This window comes from Mesorhizobium sp. M0768, assembly GCF_040320195.1.
Taxonomy (GTDB): Bacteria; Pseudomonadota; Alphaproteobacteria; order Rhizobiales; family Rhizobiaceae; genus Mesorhizobium.
On record NZ_JAMYPD010000025.1, the window covers coordinates 38644 to 56561 of the forward strand.

The following is a 17918-nucleotide window of genomic DNA, read 5'->3' on the forward strand; positions in this document are numbered from 1 at the left end:
TGTGGTGAGTGACCGGCTGCCGCATGTCGGCCGTGAATGTGCCAAAACGCGATCACATCCTTTGAAATAAGTCACTCGAGCGAGAATGTGCACTTTCCTTCGGCACGTGTATTAATCGCGCAGGAGTAAAGGGTACCGTTTTCTCCCTGTGACGTGTCGAGTTCGAAGGGGATGTGATTGGCGTCGAGACCGCTCCGGCCATGGGTTATCAGCATGCCAAGTGCGCTGTTCTCGATCAGTTCGTAGAGGACTTCTCGGCTCGGTTCATTGAAATGCGCGGGTAAATACATGACAGTTTCTTTCACTGGCCCCCGGGTTCGCTATTCACCGGTTGACATCCGATGGCAAGCGTTCCAACGCGGCGGCGATCTGGCGCTTCGCTGCTGAGGGCAGAGGCAGGATGGGACGCGGGGGGTCGGCACGGCAAATGTCGAGCAATTCGGCAAGTACATAGACGACGCGAAGGCTCGAGAACTCCTTGAAGAGGCTCCAGAGCGGCGCAAGCGTGGCATCGATCCGTCGCGCTTCGGCCGCATCGCCCTGTTGCGCCGCCGTGACGATCTTCACGCAGACCTCGGGCAGGATGCCGGCGAGGACGCTGTACCATGTGTCGGCGCCGGCGATCATGGCCTCTGCGGCGTTCCAGTCGCCGCTGTAGCCGATCGAGAACCCTTCCGGCACAGTGCGCCTCTGGTCGGCCAGATGGCTCTTGATCGCATCGCCCTTGTCTGTCGGATTCTTGATAGCGACAATCCCACCCACCTTTGCCAGGCGGCTGACGAGTGGTGGGGTGAAATGGAAATGCGTCGTTCCTGGATTGTCGTAGACGACGATCGGCAGGCCGCTCTCGCACGCCACCGTCGAGAAATGTTCGAACACCTCGTCATCAGTGAGCGGGGTGTAGGAGGCGGCCGCAAGCAACCCCGCGGCAGCCCCAAGGGCCTTAGCGTCCTGCGCGAGCCTCACTGCTTCGTCGGTGCGCAGCGCGCCCACACCCACTACGACCGGCATTTGTCCCCCGGTTTCGTCCAAGGTCTCGGCGAGCGCCCGTCGCCGTTCCTCGCGCGTCAGATACATGTATGTGCCGGTGCTGCCGAGAAGACCGATGGAATCGACCTGAGCGGCGCAAAGCCTGGCAATCAGCTTGCGCAGAGCAACGGTATCGACGCGGCCGTCACGATCGGCGGGCGTGATGGGAAACGCGGAAAGACCGCTCAGGAATGCCATGGCAAGGCTCCAGGTTTGTGCGTGAGCGCAGGACTGGCCGGACGACAGGTCATCACAAGGCGTCCAGAGCCCGCCGCAGGTCGGCGATTAGGTCATCGACGTCTTCAAGACCCACCGAGAGACGCATGAGGTCCTCGCCGACTCCATCGGCCAGATGCGCATCCTTGCGGATCGGCTGACGAGCACGGGTCAGGCTTGCCGGATGATAGATGAGGCTGTCGGCATCGCCGAGGCTGACAGCCCGGGTGATCAGGTTGAGCCGGTCCATCATCCGGCGCGCGCCCTCGAACCCAGCGTGGAGGCCAAAGGCCAACATGCCCGACCCTTGGGACATCTGCTTTCGCGCCGTCACCTGATCAGGGTGCGAGTCGAGGAAGGGATAACTCACCCATGCCACCGCCGGGTGCGCCTCGAGCGCCTGAGCCACCGCAAGGGCCGTGGCGCTGTGCCGTTCCATGCGCAGCGTGAGCGTCTTCAGACCGCGCAGGATCAGGAAGGCTGACATGGGCGAGAGCGCTGCGCCGGTGATGTAGCGCAGGCCCGTTTCGTGCAGCGTGCGGAGCGTTTGCGCGTCGCCGAGAATCGCCCCGCCAAGGGCATCGCCGTGCCCATTGATGTATTTGGTCAGCGAGTGGAGCACGAGGTCTGCCCCATGTTCGAGCGGCCGCTGGAGCGCGGGGGAGGCGAAGGTGCTGTCGACTGCAACCTTTACACCGCGCGCGTGGGCGCGCTCGGCAATGGCAGCGATGTCGAGGATGCGGCTCAGCGGATTCACCGGCGCCTCGAAGAAAACAAGCCGGGTCCGCTCGGTGATCGCGGCATCGAGATTGTGAGGATCGGACAGGTCGACCGCGACGACCTTGATGCCGAAGCGGGGGACCGCCTGTTCGACCATGGCAAGCGTGTTCGCATAAAGCGTCCTGTGGACGATGAGTTCATCGCCTTGGGACAGGAGCGACAGGATCAGCGTCCCGAAAGCCGCCATCCCCGAGGCAACGACCAGACCTGCCTCGGCTCCTTCCAGATTGGCGAGCCGTTGCTCGAGGATCTCCGTCGTCGGATTGTATTCGCGCGCATAGAGCCTTCCGCCAAGCGCGGCGGCGGCCTCGTTCGCTGCCACGCTTTCGAATCCATAGGTCGAGGTCAAGAAGACTGGCGGCTGAACGGCATTGGAAAAGCCGGCGGGATCGTAGCCATGATGGATCGCCCGAGTGGCGAATCCGGGACCGGTGTCGTTGAGCGACCGCGTGAGAGCATCGGTTTCGGATTGATAGGAACGGGTCATTCGGCCTCTAGATCTTTCTTGGGTTTCCGAAAGATTGACGGCAAACTGGCCAATGTGAAATATCCAGTTAGCAATGAATGAAATGGTCCAGTCTTCAAGTGGCGGTTCTGCAGGTCGCTCGCACGCGATGGGTGCACGCCAGATCTACGAGGCTCTTCGCGAGCAAATCCTCGGCGGCGTCTATGAAACCGGTAGTCAGCTGCCGTCCTCCCGCGGCCTGGCAGATGACCTTGGAGTTTCGCGAACGACGGTGACGGTCGCCTATGACCAACTGACCGCGGAAGGTTTTATCGAAGTCCGTAAAGGCGCACGACCTCGCGTTGCATCCTCGCTGATCGGTCCTGAGACGAGCCGCACTGTCGCGAAACGAGTCGGCCCGGTTCATCTGTCCGCCTATGGCGAACGACTGCGCGTTACGCCGCCCTGGCCGGATTATCTGCCGACTGGGCTGAAGGTCGATTTCCGCTATGGCGACCTGGCGACGTCAGACTTCCCCGCATTGGTCTGGAAACGTGCGATGAACGAGGCGATGGGGCAGCGCCCGTTGCGTCTTGCCTATGACGACCCTCGCGGCTCGCGCCGGCTGCGCCAGGCGCTCCAGGGCTATCTCTGGCGCGCCCGAACGCTGAGCTGCGACCTCGAGCAGATCATCATCATCAACGGTTCGCAGCAGGGCCTAGATCTGTGCGCTCGCCTGCTTCTCGATCCCGCCGACCGCTTCGTCATCGAGGACCCGTGCTATAGGATGGCGCGTCAGGTCTTTGCCAGTACGGGTGCCTCGCCCGTCCCGGTCACCGTCGACGAGGACGGGATGAAGACGGAGTTGCTGGCGGGGATCGGGGCACGACTGGCCTATGTCACGCCATCGCATCAGTTTCCGCTGGGCGGCGTCATGCCGATCGCGCGCCGCCATCAGCTTCTGGAATGGGCGCGGCACAACAACGCCTATGTGATCGAGGACGACTACGACAGCGAATATCGCTACGACATCAATCCGGTCCCTCCGCTGCACAGTCTCGAGGACCACGGGGCTGTCATCTACCTCGGCACGATCTCCAAAACGCTCTCGCCGATGCTGCGTATCGGCTACCTCGTCGTCCCGCCGGAATTGCAGGAGGTCTTCGCAACCGCCAAACAATTCGCGGACCGGCATTCGCCGGTGGCTGAACAGGAGGCTCTGGCCTCTTTGATCGAGAGTGGCGGCTACGAAAGCCATGTGCGGCGCGTGCGCAGGCTGAACGGCGAGCGTCGGGGGACGTTGTTGGGCGCCTTGCGGCGCAGCTTCGGAGATCGCATCGCTGTCCAGGGAGCAGAGGCCGGTCTGCACGTCGTCGTTTGGTTCGACGAACTGCCGCGATCGCGGGAAACGAGCCTGGTCGAAGCCGCCCGAGGCGCGGGCCTGGGGCTACACCTGATCTCGCCCCTTTACGAGCGGCAGTCGGACGAAGGCCACATCGATCGCATGGGGCTTGTCATGGGCTATGCCGCCTTGAGCATTCGGCAGATCGAGAAGGGCGTTGAGGTCCTGCGAGCGGTTGTCAGGCAGGTACAAGACGGGTTGCCGGGACACGGTGGCTAAAACGGCGGGGACGCGGCGTGCTGGCGAGGAAACCGACCCTTGGGCTGAACCGCGTTTCGTTGCAAAGCCAACTGGACTGGGAAAACGCCATACCATGCTGTTGATCAGGCCAGTTTGGCGGCAGATTTTCGTGCGAGACGAATTTCCGAAAGCGATGCATGACCCGGCAAGGAAAGCTGCTTCACATCCATATCGCGCCCGCTGCCTCATATGAAATGGAGGATCTGGAGGAGGCGTAGCTTGTTGCCGGCCGAGGTGGGCTCGAGCACCCGCAAGACATAATCGACGATCTCTATCAGGCCTTGTCCACCGCCGAATGATGGAATTATCCAGCGCATGGTGCGGCATGCACCATGGCGACGCCAGAAGATCTGGACGCTCGACAAGCACCTTTCTTGAAACATTTCCCGAACGACCCGCAGCGCAAAGCCTCCCCATGAGAAAAGAGCATCCCATGTCTTTCACGCCATTGATTGCCCCCGAGATCAAGGCCCGCTACCCGGATTTTCATCTGATCAGCATTGTGGTGCGGAACGCTGAAATCGACGTGCCGGATGCACAGGCGTTGAACGACACGATTGCGGCGGCGGAACAGGCGGCGCTTCGCGATGACGCCCAAAGGGACGCGCGTCTTGCGGCGTGGGCCGTTGCCTACGAGGCTTTCGGCACAAAGGCCAATCGAACGCCGTGCTCGGCCGCCGCGCTTCTCAAGCGGGTGCGGAAAGATGGCTCTCTCCCGCGGATTTCCCCACTGGTTGATGCCTACAATGCCGTCAGCGTGTTGTACGGCGTTCCGATTGGCGGGGAGGATCTCGATCTTTACCAGGGGGTCCCGAGACTTCTAGTTGCGAAGGGAGCGGAGCCATTCGACACGATCGAGCAAGGTGAAATGGTAACCGAGCATCCCGAACCGGGCGAAGTCATCTGGTGCGATGATGCCGGTGTCACGTGCCGCCGCTGGAACTGGCGGCAGGGGCGGCGCACCATGGTCACGGTCGATACCCGCGCCATGTGGCTCGTGCTGGAAGCCCTCGGCCCAATGTCAGCTAAACAGATGACGGCCACCGGAGAGCATCTGATGGGACTTATCCAAGCGTTGTGCCCGGGTGCGCGAATCGAAACCGCGCGAATCGACGTGTCCACTACATCTCGTGTTCCTTAGGGCATGGCCCCACCTTTCGGAGAAACACCCCACTCAGCCCTGTCCGGATCTGGCGCTCCTTGCTCGCTCCGCTGGCCTACACAGTTGATTGCGAACGACCCAGAACGGCTCTCGAAAACGAGCGTCGAACGAAATCAGATCACCGTTTGTTCTCCCTTAGCGTTGTTTGGCGTACTTTTATCGCGATGCCTTCAGTGGGAATGGTCCAATTGCGCAAGCTCGGTCGAGTGATCGCGGAGAAGCTTAATGTCGACTAAATCGAAATTCATGGAGCGGTACGGAACGGGTGCGAACCCGGGACGTCGTCCCGGTGTCGTCAGGCTCTCCCGTCCGACTGAGCCTCAGTTTTCTTCACGGCGCGAATACTCCTGAAGCCGCCCGGATTCTCGTTAAGAGACAGCTGCCGCTCAGGACGGCCCACGCGATACTCACGGAGATGGTCGATCACGGCAAGGCGTTCGTGACGGTTCCTTGCGTCGACGATCTATTGGCACTGAAGAATGAACTGTCGTCCGCAGGCGTGATCGCGAAGGTTCATGCGCCGCGGCCGATAAGTGTTCGCGAAGTCCGGGATCGCACGAAGCTCTCTCAGGAGGCATTCTCCGTGAGGTATGGCCTCGATCTGGCAACGCTTCGAAACTGGGAGCAAGGTCGCTCGAAACCGGATGCAGCGGCGAATACTCTCCTTTGGACCATCGCCCGGAATCCGGAAGCAGTCGAAGAATCGCTGGACATGGAGGACGGAGTGGCTGCCCCTTCGCCCTAAGGGGGCCGATCACTTCGGCGCGCGGCAATTCGGCCGCCAGCGCAATGGCCGGCCGCCGCGCGGTATCGCCAGCGCGCGAGCCTCATGCGTCAGACGCCTTCCTTGGCATGTCGCACGCCAGATCCCAAACATGATTCCATCGCAACGAGCTGGTGACGGAAGCAGTGTCTGCACTTTGGAAACGAGCCATTTGCGTTCTCATGGACGTCGCGACTCGTCTCGTCCAGTAAAAGTCGCAATCATTGTCAATTGCGATGTTCCGCAGTCAGCTGGCCGTTTATTTTCCTAAGATCTGCGTTACAGGCCGGGGCGTTGTCGCCGTTTCGGCGGGCAAGATGGGATAGGCGACCTCGGGTGCCTTTCCGGTCAGCGAGTTGAGGAAGGCAACAAGCAGGTCGACTTCTTCGTCCGCCAGTACCACGCCAAGCTGGGTGGTTCCCATGATGGCAACGGCCTGTTTCAGATCCCAAACCTTGCCCGAATGAAAGTATGGCGCGGTGAGTGCAACGTTGCGCAGCGGCGCGACGCGGAAAACATAGGAATCGTCGGCTGCATTGGTGACCGCAAATCGGCCCTTGTCTTTTTCCGGCAGGACCTCGGCGCTGGGCTGTTCCACGAGGCCGAATGGGTAATAGGCTTGCCCACCAACGTTGATACCGCCATGGCAGGACGAGCAGCCTTTGTCCATGAAAAGCGCCAGACCCTGTTTCTGTTCGGAAGTCATGGCGGCGTCATCGCCATTCAGGAAACTGTCGAAGGGGGCCGGCGTGACCAGTGTCGCCTCGAAGGCTTCGATTGCCTTGGCGAGGTTGTCGAAGGTGACCCGATCGGCTTCAGCCGGAAAAGCTGCATCGAACCACTCGAGATATTGCGGCATCGACTTGAGCGTGGCGATGACTTGACCCGGTGTATTGGCCATTTCGACGCCGGCTTGGACCGGTCCCTTCGCCTGAGCCTTCAGGTCTTCGGCACGACCGTCCCAGAACTGGGCGATGTTGAAGACAGCGTTTAGTACAGTCGGCGCGTTGCGCGGTCCCTTCTGCCAACCATGGCCGATCGAGGTTTCATGATTGTCGTCGCCGCCGGTGGCCAAGTTGTGGCACGAGTTGCACGACAAGACGCCTGACGCCGAGACGCGTGGATCGAAGAACAGTGCCTTGCCGAGGGCGATCTTCTCCGGTGTGATCGGGTTGTTAGCGACTACCGGCGTGGTGGGTGGCAAAGCCTTGAAAGTGGCCAGTGCCGTTTCTCTGAGGTCTGCGGGGATCGAATCCGCAGCAAAAGCGATGGCTGTCAGCAAGGGGACAGCCATCGTACTGAATAGGATTTTCATAAATGATCTCGCTGCGTCGTGCACGCAGCCACTCTGGGATATGCGGCTCATGAACGCCCTGCGCTAGATCAGTTGCGGGAGAGGACCGGGGGTCTGACACCTGTTTTCGCGGCAGAGCTGGGACCCTCTTGGAAGTGATCGCTCTTCTCGATTGGACTTCAGGGAGGAGGAGGAGGATCCCTGCTCGGCAACCTTCGGCGCCGGAGCCGTGCTCCGGTTCTCTGCGCCTTCAACTATGAAGAAATCGGGGCCACCGTGTCCGATTCGGTTTGGGGCCGGTTATCTGTTCCGCAGCAGGTCCTGCTCGATTTCCGGCGTGCCTTCGCCAGATCGACGTTGGCCGAAATCGATCCGCGATCGCGTCTTGTAGCACCCTTTGCGGGAGAATCTTATTTTCGACTGTGAGGGCCGTTGGGCTGAGCGAAATTAAACGAATTTCAAAGGGCGCCCGAGTAGCTGTTTTAATTGACTTGTGAGGCCTATAGCCTCCATCGAGCGAATATTGGCAGACGACGGAGCACAATTTTGGCTTCGTTTATCATCTTGCTTCAATAGGACAACTGCTTTGCAATAATTACACGGCAATTTACCATCATGAATTTTAGAGAACCAAGTCCCACGCAGTGATTTTCACATCGGAAGCGTTGCAGTCCTGTCGCGAGAAGCTGATTTACAAATACAACAAGATGATTAACATCGCCATAGCGCGCAAAATATTGTTTGTTCGCTGTAATACGCTCCAGACTCCGGCGAAATCTCGATACAATAACCTCGTCGGCGTACCCGCTCCAGCCTCACATACGACTGCAACGCCTATATTTGCGCTTTTCCACTGCCCGACATGCAGGCAGCGAGCCATTGCATCGCGGAGGTTGCATCTTCCAATATGGCGACCTGTTTCGCAAAGCGGAAAAAAGTCTTGCGCGCTGCGCTCGCAGGTATTCGTCCGTTGTATGCATCAAAGCACGCCCTGAGGGCGGCTTCGTAGATCCGGTCTCTGCGATCTTCTGGCCATTCGTTGAGAAAATCGATAGCATCCGCAGGACGGGCAATCTCTTGCACGATGTGCGCTGCACGCCTTACGAAAGTGGGCTGCTGAAAGTTCCTGAGCTCATTCGTTCCTCCCGACCTGCTGAACCGCTAGTTTGCGTGAACAGGCGCCTCCTCTACACCCGCCCACCATTGCGGAATGTGTTGTCACAGCGATAGCGGTTCAATAGCAAAGCAGCGGCGTGATGTCCTCGGTTTACCAGCGGGCCAATCGCTAACATCCTGCTGCGAGAGCGGCTCACCGGATGAATCTACATCGTTTCGACCGTTGCGAATCAACGCTTGATAGTTCCTCCACGCGCCACCAGGAAGCGGCCACTGCTCTGCCACCGATTTCACAGCCAAAGAGAGGATGGCGAACAGAAACAGCCCGCTTCGTTTCGAGATTACTGGTCGTCTGGCGCAAAGCTTACGGCCGAGACGCGCCTGAAAATGCGCAAGCACCGCGGCAGGTCGCCAACAACGGAACGCATCAACGGTCATGACGGCGCGATACCGCGCTATAGATCTCGCTGCTGGACGAGCATCGCAATAACCCTGTCGAGACCTTGGTTGCTTTCAGCGGCGACCGCCACTATGAAGCGACGCTTCGCCGACTGTGTTTCACGCCGCCTGGAGAGTTTCATGACAGAAGAAGCCGAAAAAAACATCGACACCCTCATCGAGCTCACGGCCGATGTCGTCTCAGCCTATGTCTCCAACAATCCGATCCCGGTGGGGGATCTCCCTGCCCTCATCGGCCAAGTGCACGCGGCTCTGAAAGGGACGGCCGGAGGTGTCTCTGCAGAAGAGCCGGTTGCCCTTACGCCTGCAGTCCCGATCAGGAAGTCGGTGACACCGGACTACATCATCTCCCTTGAGGACGGGAAGAAATTCAAATCGCTAAAGCGCCATCTGTCGACCCACTATGGGCTGACGCCAGATGGATATCGGGCCAAATGGGGCCTGCCGGCGGATTATCCCATGGTCGCGCCGAACTACGCCGCGGCGCGCTCGTCATTGGCCAAGACGATGGGGCTCGGCCGCAAACCGAAAGCGCCGGAAGCGCCGGAGCCGGCGCCGACGAAGCGAACCCGCAAGAAGGTCGCGGCTTGATTTCGGCAATCGAGATTCGTTCTGGAGCGTTGCAGCCATCGGCTTAATCTGCGCGTCATATAAAAAGGCGGGGCCAACCCCGCCTTCCTTTCAAAAAACTTTGTTTCATGAGGCATTCGCGACGCCTGCAGCAATCTGCTGCCCTCAGTTTTTGCTCGCTCCTATCGAGCGGCCGTGAGGACCTCCGGACCTACGCGCCCACTCTTGCCAGGACGCAGGAGAAAATTTCAACCAGCTTTGCTGAGGCTGCCAGCGGAGGATTTGCCAGTGCGGCGATCCTGCTCGATCTCATAGTTGATCTTCTGGCCGTCAGCGAGGGTCGAGAGGCCCGCGCGTTCGACAGCGGAAATGTGGACGAAAACATCCGGACCGCCATTGTCGGGCTGGATAAATCCAAACCCCTTGGTGCTGTTGAACCACTTTACCGTTCCAGTCGGCATATACGTGTTCCTCCTTAACAATTGCAACGTGGGCAGGCCATTAGGCCTGCCCGACTCATAGCCCAGACTTGGGCGCAGCAAAAAGCGAAAAAATTGTTAAGCTCCGATCAGCTGGCGCACTCCATTATGGCCTTAGTCGCCAGCAAGCACTGTCCTACACTACCGCTCGAGCATGGCCGGAAGCGCCCGATCCTTGCAACGCTCCTCAGCGCCACGTCTATGGCGGTGCTTGGAGGCACGGGACGTAAGGCCGACCGCTGCTCGTGCCGCCAGGTCAAAGGCCAGGTAGTTCACGGAGCTACCTTCGTGCATAACGGCTTGGCAAGCGCTTGAAGGAGTTTCGAATTGGATTGTTTCAAGAGGGTCGAGGGGTTAATCGATGCCACCAGCGTGGAAGCGATCGATAACGCGCGCGTTTTGCTGGACCAGTTGAAGGGCAAGTCAGAAACAATCGCCCAAGCGATCGACGACTTCCTACTTGATTTCATGACCTTGCTGTTTGTGGTAGCGCTACCCGCGAGCGGTTCCACAATCCGGCGAGGCGGTTGGCGCGCATCACATTGAGCAGGATCAGGCTGTTACTCACCCGATGCTCTTGACCTTAGGGACCACGCCGCCAGGGATGCGTTTGCAGCCGCAAAGAAGGCAAAATCTGTTCGCCGCCAAACCGAGCACAGCCAGGCGGTATTTACGCAGATGAATTCGATCGCGGCCGCCAAATTCTCCTGTGTGGTACCCAGCGACGACGGCAAGCGCGGACAGCTTCCGTGCTGCTGTCCTCCAGCGACAAACCTGCCTGCATGCCCCCCATCCACGGCGAGCTCGACGGTTGTTTCTCACGTTTGACCAAGGTCCCGCGCAAACACTCCTCTTTCCCGCAGCAACTCATCAGGCTCAACGGCCTCGCGGCAGGCGCATTACGCCAGAAGCGCGCAACCGCATCGTTTTTTCCCGCCCGAGTCCTACGATCGTCGTTTTCCAGCGCCTCGCGGATATCGCCCAACTCGCCGATTTTTGATCAGATCCGTCTTCGCGCGCGAGCAGGCTCCGCGCTCGAGTTGGCTACGCTGCTCACGCCTCTGCCCTGCAGCATCGACCGGCTGTCGAGAACAGGGTTCCGCTGCGTCGACCGACAGCTCCATTCTCACCGTCAGTGCAGTGGCCATTCGAAGCGCATCCTATACCCCTCCCCCGGCAGCGCGCCCAATCGTCTTCCGAACGAAGAAGATATTCTCAGCCGCGCGCGCGTCGCGTTCGGCCCTGTCCGATGTCAGACAATGTCGGATGCGCAACATGGCAGAGCCCGATTTGTCCACTGCCTCGAACGGTTTTCTGATCTGGCACGGTGCATGCTTGGTCATCCGCAAGGCGTCGCGGACCAAGGAGAATCCGTCCCATGATCACCTCACCAAGAAATCCCGCCGCAGGTCTCCTGGGTCCCTCCAAAGATGAGGCTCGGGTAAGCCCTGGCCCCATGAAGAGCTTATTCATCTGGCTCGGCGCTGTCCGCCGATCCTCCCACGCGGGGAGACGGGGACGCAGCGCCTTCATCAAAATTAGCAACAAATCACTTTGCCTCGAACCTTGCCTTTCAACCAGCCACCACAACCGGAGCCATCGATCGTCCCCCTGGCTGCGCAAGGCGTTCATTGCCACCGCGCTGGCCCTGGTGACGACCGCTCCGGCTCTGGCCGCCACCGCCGGCGGCAAGGTGACGGATTTCCTGCTCGACAACGGCATGGAAGTGGTCGTCATCCCCGATCACCGCGCGCCGATCGTCACTCATATGGTGTGGTACAAGATCGGCAGCGCCGACGAGCCACCCGGCAAATCAGGCCTTGCCCATTTCCTCAAGCATCTGATGTTCAAGGCGACGATCAACCACGCCGCCGGCGAGTTCGACCGAGCCGTCTCAGCCATTGGCGGCTACAATAACGCCTTCACCGCCTATGACTACACCACCTTCCTCGAGACGGTGGCGCCCTCGGCGTTGGGTGAGATGATGGGCTTCGAGGCCGATCGCATGTTCAACCTCATCCTCAACGACGATGATATCAAGACCGAGCGCGACGTGATCCTGGAGGAGCGCCGTTGGCACAGAGAGACGAACCCGCAGGCTCTGCTGGACGAGGAGGTCAACGCGACGTTGCGGCAGAACCAGCCCTACCGCATTCCGGTCATCGGCTGGATGCAGGAGATGGAGAAGCTGAACGGCACCGACGCATTCACCATCTACAACAAATACTACCGACCGAACAACGCCGTGCTGGTGGTGGCGGGCGACGTAGAGCCTGAGACGGTAAAGGCGCTGGCCGAGAAGACCTATGGCAAGGTTGTGCGCGGGCCGGACCTGCCCCCGCGCAACCGTCCGGTCGAGCCGGAGCAGAACACCAGGCGCACAGTGACGCTGACCGATGCGCGCGTTTCGGTGCCGAGCTTTTCCACTCAATGGGTGGTGCCGTCCTATCATACGGCAGAGCCCGGCGAGGCCGAGGCGCTCGACCTGCTGGCCGAGATCCTCGGCGGCGGTAGCCGCAGCCGGCTATATCAGGAGCTTGTCGTCAAGCAAGGCATAGCCTCGGCGGCCGGCGCCTCCTTCCAGGGCACCATGCTAGACGACACCAATTTCACCATCTCCGGCTCGCCGGGCGGCGATGCAACGATCCTCGATCTCGAAGCGGCGGCCGTTGCCGAAGTCGCCCGGATCGCCAAGGATGGCGTCACCAGCGACGAGCTGGACAAGGCCAAAGACCGCTATATCCGCTCGGTGATTTTTGCGCACGACGAGCTGGACCACATCGCCAACATTTATGGCAAGACGCTCACCACCGGTGGCAATGTGAAGGACGTGCTCGAGAGGCCGGACCGCGTCCGCAAGGTCACCACCGACGAGGTCAAGGCGGTCGCCGCGCGTTACCTGGTGCTCGACCATTCGACCACAGGCTATCTTTTGCCGCAGCAACAGGCGGGGAATTGATCATGAGCTCCATCCCCATGCAAATGCGCCGGCCGGTCTTCCCTCGGCGCGCCTTCGCCCCCTGTTCCTCTCCATCCTCTTTCTCATCTTGCGGGCGCTCGCCCGGTAAACGGGATCTGTTTAAAGCCGCGAGGAGCGGTTTTCGCGGGCCTTGCCAGGCATTTGCCGGTTCAGGCGTCATTATTGGGGTGCGCTCCTCCTCAGGCCAGCCTCTCTTCGAGTGGATAGAGTCGCCGATTCGTGGTCCGCAGATTGTAGGCGCAGGCCACCAGCATCCACTCCGCGCCGCTGGCGAGCCGATGTCCGTTGTTCAATCGTTCGACTGGTAGAACCGCGAGGCATCTTCTAGCGTATTCAGGTATTCTCCCTTCCAGTCGGGTACCGTGGTCTACCAGCTGTCTGGCCGAGGCCCTATAAGGAACCCGGACGTCGCGGAGTACACACCGCACCTGCTATATATACCTGCTGCGTTGAGGAGGAATCCGGTATTGCCCCTGTGCCTGCCGATGATCCGTCACCTGAGATCCCCCGACCTGTTTGGACCCATTGATCGCCTGCCGGCACTTGGCACGCGGATCAGCGAGCGGACATTCGAGGTCCTCAACCCGTCGACTGGCGAAGTGCTGGCAGAACTACCCGACATGGGTGTCGAGGAGACATGCGCTGCGATCGAGAAGGCCTATGTCGCGCAGCCTGGAAGGGCAGGGTTGACCGCACGTGAGCGCAGCGACGTTCTATGGCGATGGCATCAGTTGATCATCGACCACGCCGACGATCTCGCCGCGATTCTCACCGCGGAGATGGGCAAGCCGCTTGCCGAAGCCAAGTCGGAGATATCGCATGCTGCGGCGTATCTGCAATGGTACGCCGAGGAGGCCAATCGCGTCTATGGCGAGACGATCTCCGCACCATCGATGGACCGCCGAATGCTCATAATCAAGCAGCCCATCGGAGTTGTTGGCATGATAACGCCATGGAATTTCCCGGCCTCGATGGTGGCGCGCAAAATCTCGCCAGCCTTGGCGGCGGGCTGCACGATCGTCCTCAAGCCCGCTGAACATACGCCGCTCGTGGCGGGAGCAATGTTCGCCCTCGCCCATCAGGCTGGCTTTCCCGAAGGCGTCGTCAACCTGATCTATGCGTCCGAAGGTGACGCGGTCGGCCGCGAACTTTGTACCAATCCCAAGGTCCGCAAGATCAGCTTCACCGGGTCGACTGAGATCGGGCGCCTTCTCATGCGCCAGTGCTCGGACCAGATCAAAAAAGTCAGCCTTGAGCTCGGCGGCAATGCACCTTTCATCGTCTTCGATGATGCCGATATCGATCCCGCGGTTGACGGTGCGATCCAGGCGAAGTTCCGCAATGCCGGCCAGACCTGCGTTTCGGCGAACCGCCTTTACGTCCAGTCGGGCGTTCACGACGAGTTCGTCGAGAAATTCGTGCAACAGGCTCGCCAACTTCAAGTTGGTGACGGTTTCGCTCCCGGAGTGGACATCGGACCGCTCATCGACAAGCACGCTTTGGCCAAGATCGAATCCCATATTGCCGATGCCGTCGCCAAAGGCGGCGCAATTCGATGCGGGGGCAAACGCATCGGCACGAATGGCACGTTTTTCCAACCGACAGTCCTGACCGGTGTCTCCAGCGAGATGACCGTCGCGCAAGAAGAGACATTCGGGCCGCTGGCACCGATTATTCGCTTCAAAGATGCGGATCAGGTCGTGCGTGAGGCCAACGACACGATCTACGGCCTCGCGGCCTACTTTTATGCCTCCAACCTGAAGCGTGTCTGGCGTGTGGCCGAGGCCTTGGAATATGGAATGGTCGGGGTAAATACCGGCCGGATGTCTTCAGAAGCGGCGCCGTTCGGTGGGATAAAACAGTCCGGCATCGGGCGGGAGGGATCCCGCCATGGCCTCGAGGACTACCTCGAAATGAAATATCTCTGCATGGGCGGCATCTGAATTTTCGGCTTGCAGGGTTCACAGACCGGGTAACCTAGCGAGCGATCTCCAAATATGTGAATTGTAGGATCGCTCCTCGATTGGGAACTGAGGGGCGGCTCCGTACCCGAGCAAACACGCAATCCTGAAGGAGCACCCTGGCTGGACTTATCTCTCGACGAGACAAGCGTGTGCATTGACGGCGAAGACGGCGTGCATGTGACGGAGGATACGCTTGCGGAGGGATTTGGCGGCCCTCGCCGACCATCTTCAGGCGACGGGCTGTCTTTGCGCGGGTCTGGTTGGAAGCTTGTGCACCATCGCGATCGCGAACGCTGGTTGTGCGCAATATCCGGTTTGTGGGGCAGAATTTTGAACCTGCTACCTTCCGATTGTCAGTAGCTCAGTTGTTCTTCGGCCGACTGCCGCGCCAGTACAGGCTCGGACAGAATCGAAGATACCATCAGGCAGGCATTCGCATTCGACATTTCCGGTGATCGGCGCACGATCCAGGGCGCGCCAGGTTGACCAAGCGCCTCGAACCGCATGACAGTCTTGACCGTCTGGAGGACGGAAATCCCGCGATGCCGAAGAGGTTGGTCAGCGCAGTCGAGCCCACAGGGCATTTGCGGCACGAAACAGCAAGGGCTGGGAAGCGATCGGCCGCGCGGTCCTCGAAGGCGCGGGCCAGGGTGTCGATGATGCGTTGGTTCAGGTCCGCCAATCTGGTCTCTGCCGTCTGATAGCGGCTTCGGTCGCCAGTGACAGCGAGTAAAGATATTTGGCATCATCGGCTTTGATTACCGCGCAGATCTGGTCGAGATTGGGATAGCTCACTGGTGCACCTTTGGGCTCATAGTGCTTCCTCCTCATCGAGATGAGCATTGCCGGATTTGGCGTAGAACACCAACACGGGTCCGAGATCAAAACGCGTCCCGGGCGCAAGGCGCTGGACGGACCGGGGCCATGTTTCGGTTGAGACGCCATCGATGCCTCGCGCCAGCGTTCTGGCGAATCGGGGCATCAGCGGAGCGAGTGTCGGCGCCAGGATCGCAGCGGCCGTCGTCTGAAGGGCTAGCGAAGTCCGATTGCGGGCGGGATAGAAACGTCGCGCCGCCGCATAGTCTTGCGCCCGACGGTAGATCACGCAATCGCGCACGAAATCGCAGACCTGAGCGGCCGCGCGCCGGACCGAGAAGCCTTCGTCCGAATAGGCGCGTTCCATCGCCGCGCGATAGATCTCTATCCGAGCAAAGAAGGCGCGGTCGGCCGGGCTCCAGTCGCCTGCATCGGGTACACGGCCGCCAAAAGCCTGCTTGATTTCCTGGTTCAACGCATCAAGCCAGTTCAGCCAAATCCCTTGGAACACCTCGTTCTCGGTGCGGCGCAGCGCGTCCAGCGTGAAATCCGTCCGCTCACCTTCCGGGCGCGTCAGGCCCAAATGGAGGCGCACGACGTCGACTGTCTTTGGGCTCAGAACCTCCTTGCCCCAGACCGCATGGCGGCAGCTGGTTGAGAACTTCTTGCCGTCGAGCAGGTAGAACTCGTTGACGTGATAGTGGATGCGTGGCGTCCAGTGGGAGAAGACCTCGGCGTAAAGAGCGGGGTAGAGTAGCGCGTGGTAGAACGAATTGTCGAAGCCGAAGAAATGGACAATCTGCCAGTCGTTGCCGGGCATCTCCGCCTTCCAGTCGCGACCCAGCAAGCGGCCGAGCGCCTGGATGTTGTAAAGAAAACCGAAGGCCATTTCCGGCCAGACCCAGATCACTTGCCCCGGGAACCCTTCGGCCGGCAGGCCCCAGTCCGACGGGTGGGTAATGGGCACTGAAAAGTTGCCGCGTCGGCGTAGGCGCGCGAAGAGATCTAAGATCCGTAGCGGGACGCCCGACGCCCTTAGATGCCGGTCGATATTGTCGTAGCATCGGTCCAAGGCAAGTTCCGGGCGGCGGACGGAGCCGACCAGCGGCGCCTCGGCAGACTGCCGTGACCGGGCTGCACCCAAGTCGTGGCAAAGGTTTGGGGCGCCGCATTCCTCGCAGATGTTGCCATCGGCGGAGCCGCCGCAATCGGGGCAGAGGCCGCTAACATCCGGCTCGTAAAGATAGTGGCCTGTCACAGCATCGAAAAGCGCAGGGCTCTGGCGCAGACCTACCGCCGTGCTGCTCAGAAGACTGCGGAAACACGCGGCTTGAAACTCGCAATAACCGTCATCGCCCGTCGTGAGTTGGAAGCTGTGGACCTCACAATCGAAAAGTGCAAGCGTGGCGCGAATCTCGTCGGCGTAGTAGTGCGCCACGTTTGCAGGCGTCGATTGATCGGCATCGGCGCGTGTCGTGACGTAGCTCTGGTTGTCATCGCTTCCAGTGAGGTGATATGCTTCGACTCCTTTCATGCGTAGGAAACGAGTATAGACGTCGGCGCCGAAATAGGGGCCAGAAAGATGCCCCAGATGCAGATCGCCATTTGGCGTTGGCGGCGTGGAGAAGACGAAGATCGGCCCGCGTGGAGCCGTGGTCTTTGCAGCGGCATCAAGGGCGGCCTCGCCGTCTCGCCAGTAGACATCGACGAAATCTAGGTCTTCGTTTCCGTCGTTGCGCAGCACATGCGCTTCAAAAGGGTGGAACAGAACGACATCGCCCGCCTCGACCGAGATTTCCCCAAGGTCGGTCCTGACCTTGCCCGCGCCAGACAGGACCACGAAGGCCTCGATTTCGTCGTGCCGATGGGGCTCGGATGTGACGCCGGGTCCAACCTTTCCGAATGAAAACCCCGTGCGAGCGCTTCCCGTTCCAAGCGTGGCCATGTCGATACCGAACGCCCGCGACAGCTCCGTTCGAGAAAACCTGTATTTGCGCATGACGAACCTAAGCTGTTGAAGCAGTGGGATCTTCGGCTGCCAACGCGACAGCCTCCCGTGGAATTTGTGGAGAGAAACGGTAGCCCGACCCGTTGGCGGCCCCGGCCAGGATAATGCAGCTCTGGGCCGCCAGGCGGGCGACGAGGGGGGCGCCAGTCGGGCTGTAGGCGTCACAAAAGACCGCCCTGCGACCACCTCCACAAT

At 60.3% G+C, this 17918-nt stretch carries 14 protein-coding genes and 1 pseudogene; 8 read left to right on the forward strand and 7 right to left on the reverse strand.

The genetic code is table 11. The features are described from left to right. Nucleotides 1-71: 71 nt before the first annotated feature. From NKI08_RS25850 to NKI08_RS25860, 3 genes are read right to left on the reverse strand one after another with little or no spacing between them, the layout of a single operon-like run. Nucleotides 72-290, reverse strand: a complete 219-nt coding sequence (locus NKI08_RS25850; RefSeq protein ID WP_352773181.1) for an FMN-binding negative transcriptional regulator — start codon at nucleotides 288-290, stop codon at nucleotides 72-74. Nucleotides 291-324: 34 nt separating this feature from the next. Continuing rightward, nucleotides 325-1227, reverse strand: coding sequence for a dihydrodipicolinate synthase family protein (locus tag NKI08_RS25855; RefSeq protein ID WP_352773184.1), 903 nt, complete (start codon nucleotides 1225-1227; stop codon nucleotides 325-327). Nucleotides 1228-1279: 52 nt separating this feature from the next. Next, on the reverse strand, nucleotides 1280-2512 hold the full coding sequence (locus NKI08_RS25860; protein ID WP_352773187.1) for a trans-sulfuration enzyme family protein: 1233 nt from the start codon (nucleotides 2510-2512) through the stop codon (nucleotides 1280-1282). Between the two features lie 82 nt (nucleotides 2513-2594). Here NKI08_RS25860 and pdxR point away from each other — a divergent pair, with 82 nt between their 5' ends. From pdxR to NKI08_RS25880, 4 genes and pseudogenes are all read left to right on the forward strand, one after another. After that, nucleotides 2595-4091, forward strand: coding sequence for a MocR-like pyridoxine biosynthesis transcription factor PdxR (gene pdxR / locus NKI08_RS25865; RefSeq protein ID WP_352773190.1), 1497 nt, complete (start codon nucleotides 2595-2597; stop codon nucleotides 4089-4091). Between the two features lie 158 nt (nucleotides 4092-4249). Further along, nucleotides 4250-4327 (forward strand): annotated as a pseudogene (locus NKI08_RS25870) (MOSC domain-containing protein); the annotation flags it as partial. A 218-nt stretch (nucleotides 4328-4545) separates the two neighbouring features. After that, nucleotides 4546-5253: a B3/B4 domain-containing protein gene (locus tag NKI08_RS25875; RefSeq protein ID WP_352773193.1), complete on the forward strand. Its 708-nt coding sequence runs from the start codon at nucleotides 4546-4548 to the stop codon at nucleotides 5251-5253. A gap of 436 nt (nucleotides 5254-5689) precedes the next feature. Then, a complete protein-coding gene (locus NKI08_RS25880; protein ID WP_023679674.1) occupies nucleotides 5690-6019 on the forward strand; it encodes a helix-turn-helix domain-containing protein in 330 nt (109 codons plus the stop codon). A gap of 277 nt (nucleotides 6020-6296) precedes the next feature. Here NKI08_RS25880 and NKI08_RS25885 read toward each other — a convergent pair whose 3' ends face one another. Continuing rightward, nucleotides 6297-7352 carry a cytochrome-c peroxidase gene (locus NKI08_RS25885; RefSeq protein WP_352773196.1) on the reverse strand — a complete coding sequence of 352 codons (1056 nt, stop codon included), beginning with the start codon at nucleotides 7350-7352 and terminating at the stop codon, nucleotides 6297-6299. An 813-nt stretch (nucleotides 7353-8165) separates the two neighbouring features. After that, entirely contained in the window at nucleotides 8166-8414 is a 249-nt protein-coding gene (locus tag NKI08_RS25890; protein ID WP_352773199.1) for a DUF982 domain-containing protein, read from the reverse strand. 612 nt (nucleotides 8415-9026) lie between these two features. On the opposite strand from NKI08_RS25890, the gene NKI08_RS25895 reads away from it, so the two are divergent. Further along, nucleotides 9027-9497 carry a Ros/MucR family transcriptional regulator gene (locus tag NKI08_RS25895; RefSeq protein ID WP_352594544.1) on the forward strand — a complete coding sequence of 157 codons (471 nt, stop codon included), beginning with the start codon at nucleotides 9027-9029 and terminating at the stop codon, nucleotides 9495-9497. Between the two features lie 227 nt (nucleotides 9498-9724). Here the strand turns inward: NKI08_RS25895 and NKI08_RS25900 are convergent, their stop codons facing one another. Beyond that, nucleotides 9725-9937: a cold-shock protein gene (locus NKI08_RS25900; protein WP_023679670.1), complete on the reverse strand. Its 213-nt coding sequence runs from the start codon at nucleotides 9935-9937 to the stop codon at nucleotides 9725-9727. A gap of 345 nt (nucleotides 9938-10282) precedes the next feature. Here NKI08_RS25900 and NKI08_RS25905 point away from each other — a divergent pair, with 345 nt between their 5' ends. From NKI08_RS25905 to NKI08_RS25915, 3 genes are all read left to right on the forward strand, one after another. Then, nucleotides 10283-10501: a hypothetical protein gene (locus NKI08_RS25905; RefSeq protein WP_352773202.1), complete on the forward strand. Its 219-nt coding sequence runs from the start codon at nucleotides 10283-10285 to the stop codon at nucleotides 10499-10501. A gap of 1096 nt (nucleotides 10502-11597) precedes the next feature. Next, nucleotides 11598-12914: a M16 family metallopeptidase gene (locus tag NKI08_RS25910; protein ID WP_502899669.1), complete on the forward strand. Its 1317-nt coding sequence runs from the start codon at nucleotides 11598-11600 to the stop codon at nucleotides 12912-12914. Between the two features lie 506 nt (nucleotides 12915-13420). Continuing rightward, nucleotides 13421-14878 carry an NAD-dependent succinate-semialdehyde dehydrogenase gene (locus NKI08_RS25915; protein WP_502899670.1) on the forward strand — a complete coding sequence of 486 codons (1458 nt, stop codon included), beginning with the start codon at nucleotides 13421-13423 and terminating at the stop codon, nucleotides 14876-14878. Nucleotides 14879-15710: 832 nt separating this feature from the next. Here the strand turns inward: NKI08_RS25915 and NKI08_RS25920 are convergent. Further along, the gene (locus tag NKI08_RS25920; protein WP_352773268.1) at nucleotides 15711-17714 is read right to left on the reverse strand and encodes a class I tRNA ligase family protein; all 2004 of its coding nucleotides are present in this window, start codon (nucleotides 17712-17714) and stop codon (nucleotides 15711-15713) included. Nucleotides 17715-17918: the final 204 nt, after the last annotated feature.